16 protein-coding genes are annotated in these 15,661 nt (G+C 72.6%); 6 read left to right on the top strand and 10 right to left on the bottom strand.

Annotated elements, in window-relative coordinates; translation table 11 throughout:
• Positions 1 to 23: 23 nt before the first annotated feature.
• The 6 genes from paoC to ACLBXO_RS08815 all read right to left on the bottom strand — a co-directional run bounded on the left by paoC (position 24) and on the right by ACLBXO_RS08815 (position 7,479).
• Positions 24 to 2,243, bottom strand: a complete 2,220-nt coding sequence (gene paoC / locus ACLBXO_RS08840) for an aldehyde oxidoreductase molybdenum-binding subunit PaoC (protein ID WP_447685142.1) — start codon at positions 2,241 to 2,243, stop codon at positions 24 to 26.
• A gap of 3 nt (positions 2,244 to 2,246) precedes the next feature.
• Positions 2,247 to 3,197 carry an FAD binding domain-containing protein gene (locus ACLBXO_RS08835; protein WP_447685141.1) on the bottom strand — a complete coding sequence of 317 codons (951 nt, stop codon included), beginning with the start codon at positions 3,195 to 3,197 and terminating at the stop codon, positions 2,247 to 2,249.
• On the bottom strand, positions 3,194 to 3,769 hold the full coding sequence (gene paoA, locus ACLBXO_RS08830) for an aldehyde dehydrogenase iron-sulfur subunit PaoA (protein ID WP_331316105.1): 576 nt from the start codon (positions 3,767 to 3,769) through the stop codon (positions 3,194 to 3,196). The genes ACLBXO_RS08835 and paoA overlap by 4 nt, the downstream gene beginning before the upstream one ends.
• Positions 3,770 to 4,029: 260 nt before the next feature.
• A complete protein-coding gene (locus ACLBXO_RS08825; protein ID WP_012321181.1) occupies positions 4,030 to 4,227 on the bottom strand; it encodes a hypothetical protein in 198 nt (65 codons plus the stop codon).
• Between the two features lie 141 nt (positions 4,228 to 4,368).
• A complete protein-coding gene (locus ACLBXO_RS08820) occupies positions 4,369 to 6,819 on the bottom strand; it encodes a bifunctional diguanylate cyclase/phosphodiesterase (protein WP_447685140.1) in 2,451 nt (816 codons plus the stop codon).
• Positions 6,820 to 7,008: 189 nt separating this feature from the next.
• Positions 7,009 to 7,479: an NUDIX hydrolase gene (locus ACLBXO_RS08815; protein WP_447685139.1), complete on the bottom strand. Its 471-nt coding sequence runs from the start codon at positions 7,477 to 7,479 to the stop codon at positions 7,009 to 7,011.
• A 245-nt stretch (positions 7,480 to 7,724) separates the two neighbouring features.
• Here ACLBXO_RS08815 and ACLBXO_RS08810 point away from each other — a divergent pair, with 245 nt between their 5' ends.
• Complete coding sequence (locus tag ACLBXO_RS08810; RefSeq protein WP_331316102.1) at positions 7,725 to 8,198, top strand: CYTH domain-containing protein; 474 nt, start codon at positions 7,725 to 7,727, stop codon at positions 8,196 to 8,198.
• Positions 8,199 to 8,568: 370 nt separating this feature from the next.
• On the opposite strand, the gene ACLBXO_RS08805 is transcribed toward ACLBXO_RS08810, so the two are convergent.
• From ACLBXO_RS08805 to ACLBXO_RS08795, 3 genes are all read right to left on the bottom strand, one after another.
• Complete coding sequence (locus ACLBXO_RS08805) at positions 8,569 to 9,150, bottom strand: hypothetical protein (protein WP_447685138.1); 582 nt, start codon at positions 9,148 to 9,150, stop codon at positions 8,569 to 8,571.
• A 247-nt stretch (positions 9,151 to 9,397) separates the two neighbouring features.
• Positions 9,398 to 9,637 carry a hypothetical protein gene (locus tag ACLBXO_RS08800; RefSeq protein ID WP_331316100.1) on the bottom strand — a complete coding sequence of 80 codons (240 nt, stop codon included), beginning with the start codon at positions 9,635 to 9,637 and terminating at the stop codon, positions 9,398 to 9,400.
• 235 nt (positions 9,638 to 9,872) lie between these two features.
• On the bottom strand, positions 9,873 to 10,481 hold the full coding sequence (locus ACLBXO_RS08795; RefSeq protein WP_447685137.1) for a PAS domain-containing protein: 609 nt from the start codon (positions 10,479 to 10,481) through the stop codon (positions 9,873 to 9,875).
• Positions 10,482 to 10,649: 168 nt separating this feature from the next.
• Between ACLBXO_RS08795 and ACLBXO_RS08790 the strand changes: the two genes are divergently transcribed.
• The 5 genes from ACLBXO_RS08790 (at position 10,650) to ACLBXO_RS08770 (ending at position 15,137) form a co-directional block, all read left to right on the top strand.
• Positions 10,650 to 10,946, top strand: coding sequence for a hypothetical protein (locus tag ACLBXO_RS08790; protein WP_331316096.1), 297 nt, complete (start codon positions 10,650 to 10,652; stop codon positions 10,944 to 10,946).
• 73 nt (positions 10,947 to 11,019) lie between these two features.
• Complete coding sequence (locus ACLBXO_RS08785) at positions 11,020 to 12,591, top strand: ABC transporter substrate-binding protein (protein ID WP_447685136.1); 1,572 nt, start codon at positions 11,020 to 11,022, stop codon at positions 12,589 to 12,591.
• A gap of 475 nt (positions 12,592 to 13,066) precedes the next feature.
• The gene (locus tag ACLBXO_RS08780) at positions 13,067 to 14,389 is read left to right on the top strand and encodes an MFS transporter (protein ID WP_447685135.1); all 1,323 of its coding nucleotides are present in this window, start codon (positions 13,067 to 13,069) and stop codon (positions 14,387 to 14,389) included.
• Positions 14,390 to 14,519: 130 nt separating this feature from the next.
• The gene (locus ACLBXO_RS08775; RefSeq protein WP_012321170.1) at positions 14,520 to 14,699 is read left to right on the top strand and encodes a hypothetical protein; all 180 of its coding nucleotides are present in this window, start codon (positions 14,520 to 14,522) and stop codon (positions 14,697 to 14,699) included.
• A gap of 24 nt (positions 14,700 to 14,723) precedes the next feature.
• On the top strand, positions 14,724 to 15,137 hold the full coding sequence (locus ACLBXO_RS08770) for a VOC family protein (RefSeq protein WP_331316090.1): 414 nt from the start codon (positions 14,724 to 14,726) through the stop codon (positions 15,135 to 15,137).
• Between the two features lie 119 nt (positions 15,138 to 15,256).
• On the opposite strand, the gene ACLBXO_RS08765 is transcribed toward ACLBXO_RS08770, so the two are convergent.
• Positions 15,257 to 15,661 (bottom strand): outer membrane protein (locus ACLBXO_RS08765; RefSeq protein ID WP_447685134.1); only part of this gene is annotated, 405 nt, incomplete at its 5' end.

The raw sequence follows: 15,661 nt of genomic DNA, 5'->3' as shown, positions 1-15,661 counted from the left end.
GGCAGGACGTCCCCGCACCCCGGTCAGGCCGCGTCCGGCATGCGGTCGAGGAGCTTGTCGAGGGTGATCGGGTAGTCGCGCACGCGGATGCCGGTGGCGTTGTAGATCGCGTTCGCCACCGCGGCGGCGATCCCCGAGATGCCGAGCTCGCCCACGCCCTTGGCCTTCATGGGCGAGGACATCGGATCGGTCTCGTCGAGGAAGATCACCTCCTGGTGCGGGATGTCGGCGTGGACCGGCACCTCGTAGCCGGCCAGATCGTGGTTGGCGAAGAAGCCGCGCTTCGCGTCGACCGCCAGTTCCTCCATCAGGGCCGCGCCCGTGCCCATGACCATCCCGCCGATGACCTGGCTGCGGGCCGATTTCGGGTTGAGGATGCGGCCCGCCGCGCAGACCGCCAGCATCCGCCGGACCCGCACCTCCGCGGTATCGGCATCCACCGCGACCTCGACGAAGTGGGCGCCGAAGGTCGAGACCTGCTGGGTCTTCGAGAACTCACCGAACTCGATCGCGTCCTCGGCCACGAGCTCCCCGTCCGCGGCGGCCCGGGCGAGCGCGATGGCGCGGTTGCCGGCGCGGACCTCGCCCTCCTCGAACACCGCGTCGGTGGCGTTGAAGCCGAGCTTCTGCGCGACGGCCTCGCGCAGCTTCACGCAGGCGGCGTAGACGCCCGCGGTCGAGGAATTGGCGCCGAACTGGCCGCCCGAGCCCGAGGAGACCGGGAAATCCGAGTCGCCGAGCCTCACCGCCACCTTGTCGAGGGGCACGCCCATCATCTCGGCGGCGGTCTGGGCGATGATCGTGTAGCTGCCGGTGCCGATATCGGTCATGTCGGTCTCGACCGTGACCGTGCCGTCGGCGGAGAGCCGAACCCGGGCGCCCGACTTCAGCACCATGTTGTCGCGGAAGGCCGCCGCCATGCCGTGCCCGATGAGCCACTGCCCCTCCCGGACCTGCCCGGGCTTCGGGTTGCGCCTGGCCCATCCGAACCGCTCGGCGCCGAGCTTGAGGCAGCCGACGAGGTCGCGGTGGGAGTAGCGCAGGTCCGGCTGGGTCGGGACGACCTGCGTGTCGTTGCGGATGCGGAACTCCACCGGATCGAGGCCGAGCTTCTCAGCCATCTCGTCCATGGCGACCTCCAGCACCGCGAGGCCGGGGGCCTCGCCGGGGGCGCGCATGGCGTTGCCCTCGGGCAGGTCGAGCCGGGCGAGCTTCATGGCGGTCAGGCGGTTCGCCCCCGCGTAGAGGTACTTGGTCTGGTTCACGGCCGTCTCGGGATCGCCCTCCGGCAGGTTGCCCGAGACGCTCTCGTGCGCGATCGCCGTGATGGTGCCGTCCCGCTGGGCGCCGATCCGGACCCGCTGGATCGTGGCCGGGCGGTGCGTGGTGTTGTTGGCGATGAGCGGGCGCGTCAGCGCCACCTTCACGGGCCGCCCGGTGGCCTTCGCGGCGAGCGCCGCCAGCACCGCGTCGGCGCGCACGAACAGCTTGCCGCCGAAGCCGCCGCCGACATAGGGCGCGTCGAGCCGGACCTTGTCCTTCGGCAGGCCCAGCATCTTGGCGAGGCTGCCGTGGCCCCAGCCGATCATCTGGTTGGCGGTCCAGAGCGTGACCCGGTCGCCGTCCCAGGCCGCCGTCGTGGCGTGCGGCTCCATCATGGCGTGGCTCTCGTCGGACGTCGTGTAGCTCGCGTCGAGCGTCACGGGCGCCTGCGCGAAGGCGCCCTCGAAGTCGCCGGTCCGCTCCTCGCCGTTGCCGCCGCTGCCCTCGCCGCTGTCGGCCGGGACCGGCGCGGCGGTCTTCGCCGCGGTGGCGAGGTCGAACGCACCGGCCTCGGGGGCGTACGCGACCGTCACCAGGAAGGCGGCCGCCCGGGCCTGCTCGAAGGTCTCGGCCACCACGACGGCGATCGCCTGATGGTAGTGCTGGATCACGTCGCCGCCGAACAGGTGGGCGACGTTCATGACGCCGCGCTCGATCCGCGGCGTGTCGAGGGTGGTGACGACCCCGATGACGCCGGGCGCCTGCCGGGCCGAGGCCGTGTCGATGCTGCGCACCCGGCCCTTGGCGATGGCGGAGCCCAGCACGTAGCCGTAGGCGGCGTCGGGGGCCGCGTCGTGGCGCTCGTACGCGTAGGGCGCGGTGCCGGTGGTCTTGTACTTGCCGTCGATGCGGTCGGTGGGCAGGCCCACGACCTTGAGGCGGTCGATCGGGTTCGGGCCGGCGGCGGTGTCGAACTTCATGGCTCAGGCCCTCGCTTGGTTGAGCGCGGCGCCGAGGGTCCGCTCGGCGAGCTTCAGCTTGTAGGCGTTCTCGTGGGTGGGCTCGGCGTCGGCGAAGACCCGGTCGGTCACGGCCCGGGCGCCCTTCGGCAGGTCGGCCTCGGCCGCCTCGACCCGCCAGGGCTTGTGGGCGACGCCCCCGAAAGCGACGTGGCCCGTGCCGTCCTTGCCCAGGATCGCCGCCACCGAGACCAGCGCGTAGGCGTAGGAGGCGCGGTCGCGGACCTTGCGGTAGATGTGCGTGCCGGCCACCGGCTTCGGCAGCGTCACCGCGGTGATGAGCTCGCCGGGCTCGAGATTCGTGTCGCGCGACGGGTCGTCGCCCGGCAGGCGGTGGAACTCGGCGATCGGGATCTTCCGCGCGGCGCCCTGGGCGTCGATCGTCTCCACGGTGGCGTCGAGGACGCGCATGGCCACCGCCATGTCGCCCGGATGCGTGGCGATGCAGGCCTCGCTGCCGCCGATCACCGCCAGCTGGCGGCTCACGCCGTCGAGCGCCGAACAGCCGGAGCCCGGCTGGCGCTTGTTGCAGCCTTGCGCGGTGTCGTAGAAGTACGGGCAGCGGGTCCGCTGCAGCAGGTTGCCGGCGGTGGTCGCCTTGTTGCGCAGCTGTCCCGAGGCGCCGGCGAGCAGCGCGCGGGCGAGGACCCCGTAATCGGCGCGCACTCGCGGATGAGCCGCGAGGTCGGTGTTGCGCACCAGGGCGCCGATGCGCAGGCCGCCCGCCTCGGTCGGCTCGACCGCGTCGAGGCCGAGGCCGTTCACGTCGACGAGGTGGCGCGGGGTCTCGATCTGCAGCTTCATCAGGTCGAGCAGGTTGGTGCCGCCGGCGATGAACTTGGCGTCGGGCGTGGCGGCGACGGCGGCGGCGGCTTCGGCGGGCGTGCCCGGGCGCTCGTACGTGAAGGATTTCATGCGCGGCTCCCGGCGACTTCGGTGATCGCCTCGACGATGTTGGAATAGGCGCCGCAGCGGCAGAGGTTGCCGCTCATGCGCTCGCGGATCTCCGTCTCGGTCACCTGCGGGGCGGCGCCGAGATCCGCCGTGACGTGGCTCGGGATGCCGGCCCTGATCTCCTCCAGGACGGCCACGCCCGAGCAGATCTGGCCCGGCGTGCAGTAGCCGCACTGGTAGCCGTCGTGCTTGACGAAGGCCGCCTGCATCGGGTGCAGGCTGTCGGGTTGCCCGAGGCCCTCGACGGTCACGATCTCGGCGCCCTGGTGCATGATCGCCAGCGTCAGGCAGGCGTTGATGCGCCGCCCGTCGACGATCATCGTGCAGGCGCCGCACTGGCCGTGATCGCAGCCCTTCTTGGACCCGGTGAGGTGCAGGTGCTCGCGCGCGGCGTCGAGCAGGCTGGTGCGGGTGTCGAGTTCGAGCGTGCGCCGCTCGCCGTTCACCGTGAACGTGACCGTGGCGAGGACCGGTGCGTCGGTCCGCGCAGGTCTGGCGCCCCGGTCCTGGGGCACGGCTTCAGCGCTCACCATCAAGTCTCTCTCCGATTCAGATCAAAGGCGCGGACGGGATCGCGGTCTCCGGGGCCGGCGGCCCCGTCGCGGGCGGGCCCCCGGCGGGACATCCCGGAAACACCGACACCCTGGATTGGCTCCAAGGTAGAGCCCGCCCCCGCGCTCGTCAGGGGGGCCGCGCGGCCGGGGCACGAATAATGGGGCGGTCCGCGCCGGGGCGCGCCCAAACGAAAGGGCCGACCCGAAAGCCGGCCCCGATCCTCGCGCCGCGGACGCGCCTACTCGGCCGCGGTCATCTCGGCGGTGTAGTGGCCGCACCAGTCCTGAGCGGCGACCACCGGCCAGAGGCCCTTCGACTCGGGCGCGGGCTGGCTGACCGGCGGGTTGAAGCGGCACAGGCCGGCATCGTTCTGCGCGACGGCGCCGTTGCCCTTGTGCTCGTCGAAGAACCGGCAGGTCTCGCACTTGGCGTTCATGGTCGGGCTCCTGTGAGGCCGGCGGCCCCGGGGGCCGCCCCGGCGAGGGACGAGAGCTTGGACCTTAGAAGTGATCCAATCTGCGGGGCCAACGTCGGAAAGATCCGGCGGGTTCCCGGCCGCGGCGGGGGGCGAGCCCGCTCAGCCGGCCGCCGCGAAGACCGGCTCGGCCGGAGCGGCGGCCCCGGCGGGACCGCCGACCGCGTCGGCATAGTCGGTGATCGGGCGCGGTCTGCCGAACAGGTAGCCCTGCATCTCGCCGCAGGCCTCCTCGGTCAGGAACTTCATCTGCGCGTGGGTCTCGACGCCCTCCGCGACGACGCCCATCCCGAGACTGCGGCCGAGGCTGAGCACGGCCCGCACGATCACGGCGGCCTGGGGCCCGGTCCCGAGCTGCGCCACGAAGGAGCGGTCGATCTTCAGCTTGTCGAACGGGAAGGCCTGGAGGGTCGCGAGCGACGCGTAGCCGGTCCCGAAATCGTCCATGCTGATCCGGATGCCGTAGCTCTTCAGGCGGCGGAGGATGCCCACGGCCCGGGCCATGTCGTTGATGATGATGCTCTCGGTGACCTCCAGCTCCAGGCGGTCCGGCGACAGGCCGGTCTCCGCCAGGATCGCCAGGACGGTCTCGGGCAGGTCGGGCTTCTGGAACTGGCGGGGCGAGAGGTTGACGGCGACCTTGAGGGGCTGCGCCCACTGGGCGGCCTCGCGGCAGGCCTCGCGCAGCACCCAGTCGCCGAGCGCCACGATCAGGCCGGTCTCCTCGGCGAGCGGCACGAACAGGTTCGGCGAGACGCTGCCGCGCACAGGGTGGGTCCAGCGCAGCAGCGCCTCGAACCCGACGAGCGCCCCCGTGTAGCCGTCGACCTGCGGCTGGTAGTGCAGGCTCAGGGTGTGGTCGTCGAGGGCCTGGCGCAGGTCGCGCTCGAGCACCCGCCGCTCCTCGGCCTCCTCGTCCATGGCGGGGGTGAAGGTCCGGTACGTGCCGCGGCCCTCGGCCTTGGCCCGGTAGAGGGCGAGGTCGGCGCGGCGGTACAGCGGCTCGGCATCCGTCCCGTGCTCGGGGGCCAGCGCGATGCCGACGCTGAGGCCGACGCCGACGCGGTGCCCGCCCACGCTGAACGGGCTCTCGAACAGCGCGATGAGGCGCTCGGCCAGGGCGCCGGCCTCGGCCGCGCCGCCGGCGGCCAGCACGGCGAACTCGTCGCCCCCGAGCCGGGCCACCGACCCGTCCCCCGCCACCCCCCGCAGGCCCGCCGCCACGCGCCGGAGGAGCTCGTCCCCGGCCTGATGGCCGAGGCTGTCGTTCACGCTCTTGAAGCCGTCGAGGTCGAGGTACAGGACCGCGCAGGCACCGCCGCGCTGGACGATGTCGGCGAGGCTGCGTTCCAGGGTCTCGTGGAACAGCGCCCGGTTCGGCAGGCCGGTCAGCACGTCGTGGCGGGCGAGGCGCGCCACCTCGGCCTCGGCGGCCTTCCGCTTGGTGATGTCGGTGAAGGTCCGCACGAAGCCGCCATCCGCCAGGGGCACGGTGCGGATCTCCAGCACGAGGCCGTTCGGCCGCGCCCGCTCGTGGACCTGCGTCTGGCCGGCCTCGCCGCGCTCGATCCAGGTCCGGACCGCGCGCTCCGGGCGCCGGCGCCCGCGGCGGCCCGCCTCGTGGCGCAGCACCGCCCGGTAGCTCGGCCGCGCCTGCATCATCGCCCGGGGCAGGTCGAGGAGCGCCAGCGCCCGCTCGTTGCAGACCCGGACCACGCCGCCCGCGTCGACCATGATGAGGCCCTGGTCCATGCTGTCGAGGGTGGCGTCGAGGAGCAGGGTCTTCTCGCGCAGCATGCGGCCCTGCCGGGCCAGGGCGACGTTGATCCGGCGCAGGTGGTCCAGCATCAGCGTCAGCGCCGCGAAGGCCAGGATCACCGCCATGATGCCGGCGATGCCGCCGGCCAGGACGCCCCGGGCGAGGCCGAGCTGCGGGACCGCCAGGGCCGGGTCCGGCACCACGCGGGCGGCCGCCATGGCCAGGAAGTGCAGGAGTGCGATGGCGAGGGTCAGGACGGTCGCGGCCGCGAGCCGGGCCCGCGCGCCCGCGCTGCCGACATGGATGGCCATGCCGGCGGCCGCGAGCCCGCAGCCCGCCGCGATCGCCGTGGCGGCCATGGCGGGGTCCCAGGTGAAGTGCCCCGGCAGCCGCACGCCGGCGATGCCGAGGAAGTGCATGCAGGCGATGCCGATCCCGAGCACGAGGCCCGCCCCCGCCCCGGCCCAGCGCGACGGCGTGGCCCGGGCGAACAGGAAGGCCGCGGTCGCGGCCCCGATCGCGACGATCAGCGAGAGCAGGGTCGTGCGCGGCTCGTAGCCCAGCACCACGCCGGGATCGTAGCCCAGCATGCCGATGAAGTGGGTGCTCCAGATCCCGGCGCCGATCGAGAAGCCCGAGGCCAGGAGCCAGACCGGCCCGTGCCCGTCGGCGCGAACCTGGACGCGCTGCTCGAGCTTGAGGGCGACCGCGCAGGAGATCCAGCACAGGCAGGCGGCCAGGGCGACCACCCAGCCGGTATGTTCCTCGGTCAGGCAAGCGAACGCGCGATACATCGAGGTGCCCCGCCCATCTGCGACGGCCGGAACCTTAACCCGCGGATACTAATCAGAAGTTGCATGACGGCCGATCGCGATCCGGAGCGCGCGTGAGGGCGCGGTCGTCGGGGCGTCGTCGCCCGGCTGTCCGGCAGGGGATCCTGGAGATCAGGAGTTGTATCTTCGGGCGCCGCGACGGGCCGCGCGTCAGCCGCGCCCGTCGCCCCGGACCTCGACGGGCCGCGCCGCGAAATCCGTCAGCAGCTCCTGGAGCTCGTCCTCGTGGACGAGGCGCGCCGCCTCCTCGGGCGGGAACCATTGCAGCGTGCGCTGCGCCTGTTCCGGCCAGCGCTCGTGCTGGGCCTCGACCCGCAGCGGATAGACGCGCACCATGCAGGGGAAGGCGCGGCCGTGATCGAAGCGCTTCTGGTAGTGGTACCGGCCGACCGGGTTCGGGGCGATCTGCCCCTTGAGCCCGGCCTCCTCGTAGGCCTCCCGCGCGGCGGCCTGATGGGCCTTGCGGCCGGCCATCGGCCAGCCCTTCGGGATGATCCAGCGCCCCGTATCCCGCGAGGTGATCAGCAGGACCTCGATCCGGCCGTCCGCGCCGACGCGAAACGGCAGGGCCGCGACCTGCTTGAGCGGTTTGACCTGCGCCTTCCGGAGCAGCTTCTTCAAATTCGGCCGCTTGGATGCCGTCTTCAGCGCTGACCTCGGGGGCGAAGGGGGGCGGGATTTCTGATGATGCTTCTGCAAGCGCAGGACTCCTCACGCTTTTACATAAGTTTAACACGCTCCCATTGCAGCCCGCGCGCATGGGCACCGAGCCATGCCTGTAACGCTGTGCTCGTTCCTGCCAGCCGGCTTGTCTCGGGCCGGCTTGTCCGCGAAGACTGTGGCGTCAAACGTCCACGAGGCGCCGCATGGCTGTCGAGATCGAGCGCAAGTTCATCGCGAACCCGACAGTCCTGGAGCTGTGCCGGGCGGGGACGCCCCTGGTCCAGGGCTATCTCTTCACCGACGCGGCCAACACGATCCGGATCCGCCAGGCCGGCGAGCGGGCGCTCATCACCTGGAAGAGCCCGCGCCGCGGCACCAGCCGGGACGAGATCGAGTTCGCCATCCCCCCGGAGGACGGCGCCGCGCTCCTCGCCACCGTGCCGCCCGGCCGGCGGCTCGAGAAGACCCGCTACCGGGTCGCGCATGCCGGGGCGGTGTGGGACGTCGACGTGTTCGGCGGGGGCCTCGCGGGGCTGATCCTGGCCGAGATCGAACTGGAGCGGGAGGACCAGCCGGTGGTGCTTCCCCCGTGGGTCGAGCGCGAGGTCACCGGCGACGCGCGCTACCGCAACTCGCGGCTGGCCGCGGGGCCGATGCCGGAGCGGCGGGTGGCCTAGAGCCCCGCCGCGCCCGGCGGATCCGTCCGGTCGAGCATCCGGGCGCGTGAACATCCGGGGACGGCCGCCGTTTTAACGGCATGACCCGGACCCTCATCAACTGGACGCGGGACGAGACCGCCGGCGCGCCGCTCCCGCGGTTCGTCGGCCGGATCGGGGCGGTCGTCGTGGGGATCTGCGCCTAGGACGGGTCGAGCCGGTTCTGGACCTGGTGGAGCCCGCGGGCCGAGACATCTGGGGCCAGGGCCAGGACGCCGAGGGCGCCCGGCAGGGCCGCGCGGCTTGGCTGCGCGGCGAGCTCGAGAATTTCACGCCGTTCTTCACCTGCCGGCGCGGGCCGCGGCGGGCGCGGCCGGGCCGTCAGAGCGGATCAGCGCATGAAGTGCGGCAGGCGCCGTTTCCAGCGCTCGCCGAGCCGCAGCTCGTTCGTCCGCCGCCCCGCCGAAGACCGCCCCGCCGAAGACCGCGGCGACGGGCCCGGACCGGGCGCGGCCGGTGGGCTCTGGGCGGGCGCCTCGTCGACGGGCGGGTCCGGAGGCGCGACCGGGCGCGGCGGCGGGGCCGTCTGCTCCTGCGGACGCGGCGCGGCCGCGCGCGGCCGTCCGCGCCGCGCCCGCGGCGCCGGGACGGTCTCGGCGGCGGGTTCCGCCCCGACATCGCCGGCGGCCTCGAGGGCCGGCTCGAGGGCCGGCTCGACCGGGACCTCGAACATCGGCATGAGGCTCGGCAGGACGCGGCGCGCCGGTGCATCCGGCACCTTCCGCTCCGGGCGCGGCGCCGGCATCGCCTGCGGGGCGGGCGCGGGTGCGGGCGGCTCGAGGGCAGCCTGCGCCAGTTCCGGCCACAGGATCTTGTCCGGGCGCGGTCGCGCCTCGGTGGCAGTCAGCGATGTGCGGGCCGAACGAGTCTGCTTGACTTCGACCATGAACGGTCGCGCGCTGCGGCGCTTCATGTAAGATGATCCTTGGAAGCATTCGAACCGGCACTTCGGCCGAACGAACGCGCCGAGGTTAAGCCTGATCTCGGCCATTGTCCAGAAAGACGACGTCGTACTGGTCAAATTTCTCTTTAGTCGAGATCGGCCGCGGTCCTTTCCAGGCCTCGGGTCGTGAAACGGAAGTCGTGTTCGCTCCAGCTCCGCCCGGGTACGGGGTGATCTGCTGCGGGACGGGCGTCGCGCGCGATCAGATCTTCCGGGATCAGGCGGCCTGCGCCTGCCGCGGCGCGGGCGCCGGGCGGCGGCGCAGGGGACCGGGCGCCCCGAACAGAGACTGGTACAGCGCGGCCGGGGTCCGGGCCTCGCCGCTGCCGTCCGTGATCGTCACTTCGGCCATGCCGGCCGCGATCAGGCTCATGCCCTGATCCAGGGCGGTCAGGACCGAGGCGTGCTGGTAGGCGAACCGGCGCGCGGACAGGCGTGCGGTGACGGTGAAGTGCATGACGACGATCCCGGAAATCCGGACCCCGCCGGGGTCGGGACGGCAACGGCGCGCGCGGCGCGCTCAGGTGAGGACGGGGCTCCGGCGCCGCTGCCGGCATCCGGTCCCGCACCTGATCGCCGCTGATAAAGTCGTTATCTTGACGAAAGCTTGTTCATCCCCGCTTTGCTCGCGACAAGGCGGGTCATCGACGGCACGAGTCCAGTGTTTGCCGGGGCGCCTTCGCCGTCGGGCTTCAGTTCAGGAGCCGGCGCCGCTCCGCGACCTGCCGCCGGGCCAGATGCCGCCCCAGCGCCAGCAGCAGCGCGTCCGCCTCGGCCTTCAGGGCCGGATCGCCCAGCGCCGCGACGGCGTCCTGCGCGGCGAGGGCGTGCTCGACCGCCCGGTCCAGGGCCGTCTCGCCGATGACAGGCGCGGTCGCGCCGCCGGTCTCCGCGCGCTCCCTCAACCCCGTGATGTCCACGAGGATCCCGCGCCCGCCCGTCGGCCGGCCGGCCGGATCGCGGGTGAACCGGCCGCGCGCCAGGACCCAGCGCGTCCGGCCGTCGACGGAGATCACCCGGTACTCGGCGATGTAGGAGTTCCCCGCCGCGACGCTGCGGCGGATCAGGCCGACGACCCGGTCGCGGTCGTCGGCGTGGATCGCCCCCTCGTAGATTGCCAGCGGGATGCCGGCTTCCGCCTCGATCGGGTCGACCTTGAACAGGAGCGCCACCAGGGCGTCGACCCGCACGCGGTCCGTCGCGGGATCCCACGACCAGTGCCCGATCATGTCGGCGGAATCGAGCGCGATCTGGAAGGCTTCGAGACAGGTCTGACCGACGGGCGCGTTGGTCTTGGGCATGGCGGGATACGTGTGCGGTTCCGGGCCGGTCGATCTACGGGGGCGGTGGCTGCAACCTCAAGAGTTTCTTGACGCTTTCATGCAACTGTTGCGTGCTGGCCACTCGCTTCCCAATGGTCTTCTGTATTATGAATGCTTAGGCGCCCGCGCGCCGGAGCCTGACCGCCGATGGGATCGAAATCACCTGTCCAGGGCAGACCCTCCGGGGATGCGGCGCCCGAGGACGACCTGCTCGAGCGCTCCGCCCTACCGCACGCGCCGGCTTCCGGGCGGCTGCTGCGGCGGATCGCCGACGCGCTGCAGGTTCCGGCCGCCTCCCTGTACGGCCCGCGGGGCCCTGAGCGCGACGCGGGCGGCCGGGCCGACGAGGCGGACGCCCTGCTGAACGCCTACAGGCGCATCGACGATCCCGAGATTCGCCACCGCGTCCTGGCCCTCGTGCAGGATCTGGCGGCGGCAGGCTGACCGGCGGGCCCGTGATGCGCTTGGCCCGCCCCGTGCTACCCTGGGCTGGATTGCAACGCTCGGGCGAGTCGGCATGCTGAACAGACGATCCTTCATGGCCCTGTCGGGTGCCGCGCTCGCGGCCCCCGCCCTGGCACAGGGCAGCGCCGCCCGGACGCTCAAGTTCATCCCGCAGGCCGACCTGACGGTGCTCGATCCGATCTGGACGACCGCCTACGTCACCCGGAACCACGGGCTCGCCGTCTTCGACACGCTCTACGGCACCGATGCAGCCTACGCCGCCCAGCCGCAGATGGTGGCGGGCCACACGGTGGAGCGCGACGGCACGCTGTGGCGCCTCACCCTGCGGTCCGGGCTGACCTTCCACGACGGCAGCCCGGTGCTGGCCCGCGACTGCGTGGCCAGCGTCGCGCGCTGGGGCAAGCGCGACGCGATGGGCCAGACGCTCATGGCCTACACGGACGAACTCTCCGCCCCGGACGACCGGACGATCCAGTTCCGCCTGAAGAAGCCCTTCGCGCTCCTGCCGGACGCGCTGGGCAAGGTCGGCTCCTCGATCTGCGCCATCATGCCGGAGCGCCTCGCCAAGACCGACCCGTTCACGCAGGTGACCGAGATGGTCGGCAGCGGCCCGTTCCGCTTCAAGGCGGACGAGCGCGTGGTCGGCGCCCGGGTGGTCTACGAGCGCTTTGCCGGCTACGTCCCCCGCGAGGGCGGCGCGCCGCAATGGACCTCGGGCCCGAAGCGTGTCCACGTCGACCGGGTCGAGTGGAACGTCATCCCCGACCAGGCCACCGCCGCCTCGGCCATGCAGACGGGCGAGATGGACTGGTGGGAGCAGCCGCCGGCCGATCTCGTCCCGACCCTCGGCGGGCTGACGACGCGGATCACCGATCCGACCGGCCTGATCGGCTGCCTGCGGATGAACCAGCTCCAGCCGCCCTTCGACAATCCGGCGATCCGGCAGGTGCTGCTGAAGGTCGTCGACCAGACCGACTTCATGCAGGCGGTGACCGGCACCGATCCCAAGCTGATCCACGTGCCGACCGGCTTCTTCTGCCCGGGCCTGCCCATGGCGAGCGATGTCGGCCTCGACGCCCTGACGAGCAAGCGCGACTACGCGGGCGCCAAGGCGGCGCTGGCGGCGGCCGGCTACAAGGGCGAGAAGGTGGTGCTGATGGGCGCCTCGGACTTCCCGAGCCTGAAGGCGCTCGCCGACGTGGCGGCCGACATGCTCACCCGCGCCGGCTTCAACGTCGACTACCAGGTCATGGACTGGGGCTCGGTGGTGCAGCGGCGCGCCAAGAAGGAGCCGGTCGCCCAGGGCGGCTGGAGCGCCTTCTGCACCTTCTGGGCGGGGCTCGACCAGGCGAATCCCGCGGTCAGCGCCTTCCTGCGCGGGACCGGCCAGAGCGCCGCGATCGGCTGGCCCACCAGCGAGAAGATCGAGGCGCTGCGGGACCAGTGGCTGGACGCGCCGGACACCGCCGCGCGCAAGCGGCTGGCGGGCGCCCTTCAGCAGCAGGCCTTCGTCGACCTGCCCTACCTGCCCCTCGGCCAGTACTTCAACCAGACCTCGTACAAGCCGTCCCTGACCGGCGTCCTCGACGGCGTGCCGGTGTTCTGGAACGTCAAGAAGGGCTGAGGGCGACGGTCGAAGGCGGTGGGGGCGGACGAGAAGCGCCCCCTCGTCCGTCTCGGCGCGCGCCGCGAAGCCATCCGACGGCGGCCCGCCCGCAGGTGGCGGGCTGCCCCGCGCGTCGCCGCCCCGGTGCGATATCCGGCCCGGCGCTCTCCGACGATCTCTTCGACGACCTCTTCGACGGTATCCTGACGGACGAAGACGCCGTCCCACGTCGACAGATCCGCCCGGTTGAAGCCCGGCGGCGCTTCCCAGCCGCGGCGGCCGCGGGTTAAGCAGGGTCGGCACAGGTCACAACCCAGAGATGACCGGCCCGCGAGGAAGCCCGAGACGACGCGCCTGCCCGCCGCCCGCGCGGCGGCGCCCGGCATCGTCCCGCCCCGCGCGGGCCCGGCCCTGACCCGGAGACGTGACCTGGATCGACCCGGACCCCCGCGGGGGCCGGCCCGACCCCCGACACGCCGCGAGGACAGGCCCGATGACAGGCTCCCCGGACGAGGCCGCCCTGGAACGCTCGGCGATGCGCAGGATCAGCTGGCGGCTCGTGCCGTTCCTGATCCTCGCCTACTTCGTCTCCTTCCTGGACCGCGTGAATGTCGGCTTCGCGGCGATCCAGATGAACCACGATGTCGGCCTGTCGGCGACCGTGTTCGGCTGGGGCGCCGGCATCTTCTTCCTCGGCTACTTCCTGATGGAGATCCCCAGCAACCTGATGCTGGAGCGCTTCGGGGCGCGGCTGTGGATCGCCCGGATCATGGCGACCTGGGGTCTGATCTCCGCCGCCATGGCGCTGGTGCAGGGGCCGTGGTCGTTCATCGGCCTGCGCTTCCTGCTGGGGCTCGCCGAGGCCGGCTTCTTCCCCGGCGTGATCCTCTACCTCACCTACTGGTTCCCCTCCGCCTACCGGGCGCGGATCATCGGGATCTTCATGATCTCGATCCCGATCTCGTCGTTCCTGGGATCGCCGATCTCCGGCGCGCTGCTCAACGTGACGGGGTTCGGCCTCGCCGGCTGGCAGTGGCTGTTCATCCTCGAGGGCCTGCCGGCGGTGGTCCTGGCCGTCGCGGTCCTGTGGTTCCTGCCGGACGGGCCGCGGGACGCGGCGTGGCTGCCGGCGGCCGAGCGGGACTGGCTGGAGCGGCAGCTCCGGGCCGAGGCGGCGCGCAACACCCGCCGCGGCCAGCCCGCGAAGCCGCCGCTCTGGGACATCCTGCGCGACCGGCGGCTCGCCCTCTTCGCCGCGATCTATTTCGGCTCGACGGCGAGCAGCTACGGGCTGTCGTTCTGGACGCCGCAGATCGTCAAGAGCTTCGGCCTCGGCAACGTCGAGACCGGGCTCCTGAACAGCATCCCGTACGGGTTCGCGTCCCTGGCGATGGTTCTCTGGGGCCGGCACAGCGACCGGACGGCCGAGCGGCGCTGGCACCTCGCGCTCTCGTTCCTGATCCTGGCGCTGGGGCTCACGGGCGGCACGGTCCTGTCGGAGCTCGGCCCGGTCGTGGCGGCGCTGACGATCGCCGCCATGGGCGTCTACATGCTGAAGGGCCCGTTCTGGGCGCTCGCGACCGAGCAGATGCCGCCCGCCACGGCGGCGGCGAGCATCGCGGCCATCAACGCGGTCGGCAATCTCGGCGGCTTCCTCGGCCCGTACCTGATCGGCGCGATCAAGGACGGGACCGGCAGCTTCACCCTGAGCCTCCTGCCGCTCGTGGTCTTCGCCCTGCTCTCGGCCGCCCTGTCGCTCGTGCCGGGCCGCGCCCCGCGTCCGGATCAGGGAGCGCCGCGGCCGTCGGCCGTCTGAGCCCGGCCCGGCGGCGAACCGGGCGCCGGGCGCGCCGGTTGGCCCGGTACAGCCGCCGCCCGGAGCGGGGCCGATCCGGACCGGATCGGGGCCCGCGGGCCGGGCGCGGCGATGAGCGGGAGCCGGACCCATGAAGCTCGACGACGCCTTGCGGGACGCCATCCTGGCGGAGCTGACGCGCCAGGCCGAGGCGGAGGATCCCGCGCCGCAGGTCGACCTGTCGGAGCCGGGCTACGCGCGGATCTCGGGGCGGATCGACCTCGAGGCCCTGCTGATGGTGATCGCCGGCGCGGTCGCCGGCGGGCCGTGACCGAGGCGCCGCCGGGAGATCGCCGTGCCCCAGCTCAACGCCATCCTGGAGACGGCGCTGTACGTCGCGGACCTCGACCGCGCCGAGGCCTTCTACCGCGACACGATGGGATTGCGCTGCCTCTTCACCGACTTCCGCATGCGCGCCTTCGACGTCGGCGGCCGCGGCGTCCTCCTGCTCTTCGCGGAGGGCGGGTCCCTGCAGCCGATCGAGACGCCGGGCGGTCTCATCCCGCCCCATGACGGCCACGGCCCGGCCCATATCGCGTTCTCGATCGACGCGGCCGCCCTCGCGCCCTGGGAGGATCGTCTCGCGGCTGCCGGCGTGGCCGTCGAGGGCCGCACGCGCTGGCCGCGGGGCGGCGTCAGCGTCTACTTCCGCGACCCGGACGGGCACCTGCTCGAGCTGGCCACCCCCGGCCTCTGGAAGGGCTACTGAGGCGGCGCCGGGCCGCGCTCCGGCCGCCTGAACGGCGCAGGGGCCGCGTCCTCTCGGACGCGGCCCCTGCGCGTGTTCGGTCCGGCGCGACGGTCGGATGCGACCGTCGCGGTGTGGTCTCAGTAGGAGCCGAACTTGTAGTTCAGGCCGGCGCGGACGACGGCGAACTCGTCGGAGCGGCGTCCGATGCCGCTGTAGACGACCGGGAAGTTGTTGGCGGCGTTGATGACGAACGCGCCCTGGTTGCGAGTGTTGCGGTCGAGGTTGACGTACAGGCCTTCGACCTTGAGCGTCACGGCCGAGGAGCGGAAGAAGTTCAGGAACGAGTCGGTGGGCAGGGCGTACTCGATGCCGCCGCCGACGGCCCAGCCGGTGCGGAAGCTGTCGTTGCCGGCGTAGCCGCCGAAGGAGCGGTCGGCGCTGCCCGAGCCGTAGGCGAAGCCGCCGGTGCCGTACACGAGGGTGCGGTCGAAGGCGTAGCCGAGGCGGCCGCGGACGGTGCCGAAGAAGTCGAGGCTGGAGAG

The sequence above is a fragment of the Methylobacterium sp. C33D genome (genome assembly GCF_053345825.1).
This window is presented reverse-complemented; position numbering and strand designations above follow the sequence as displayed.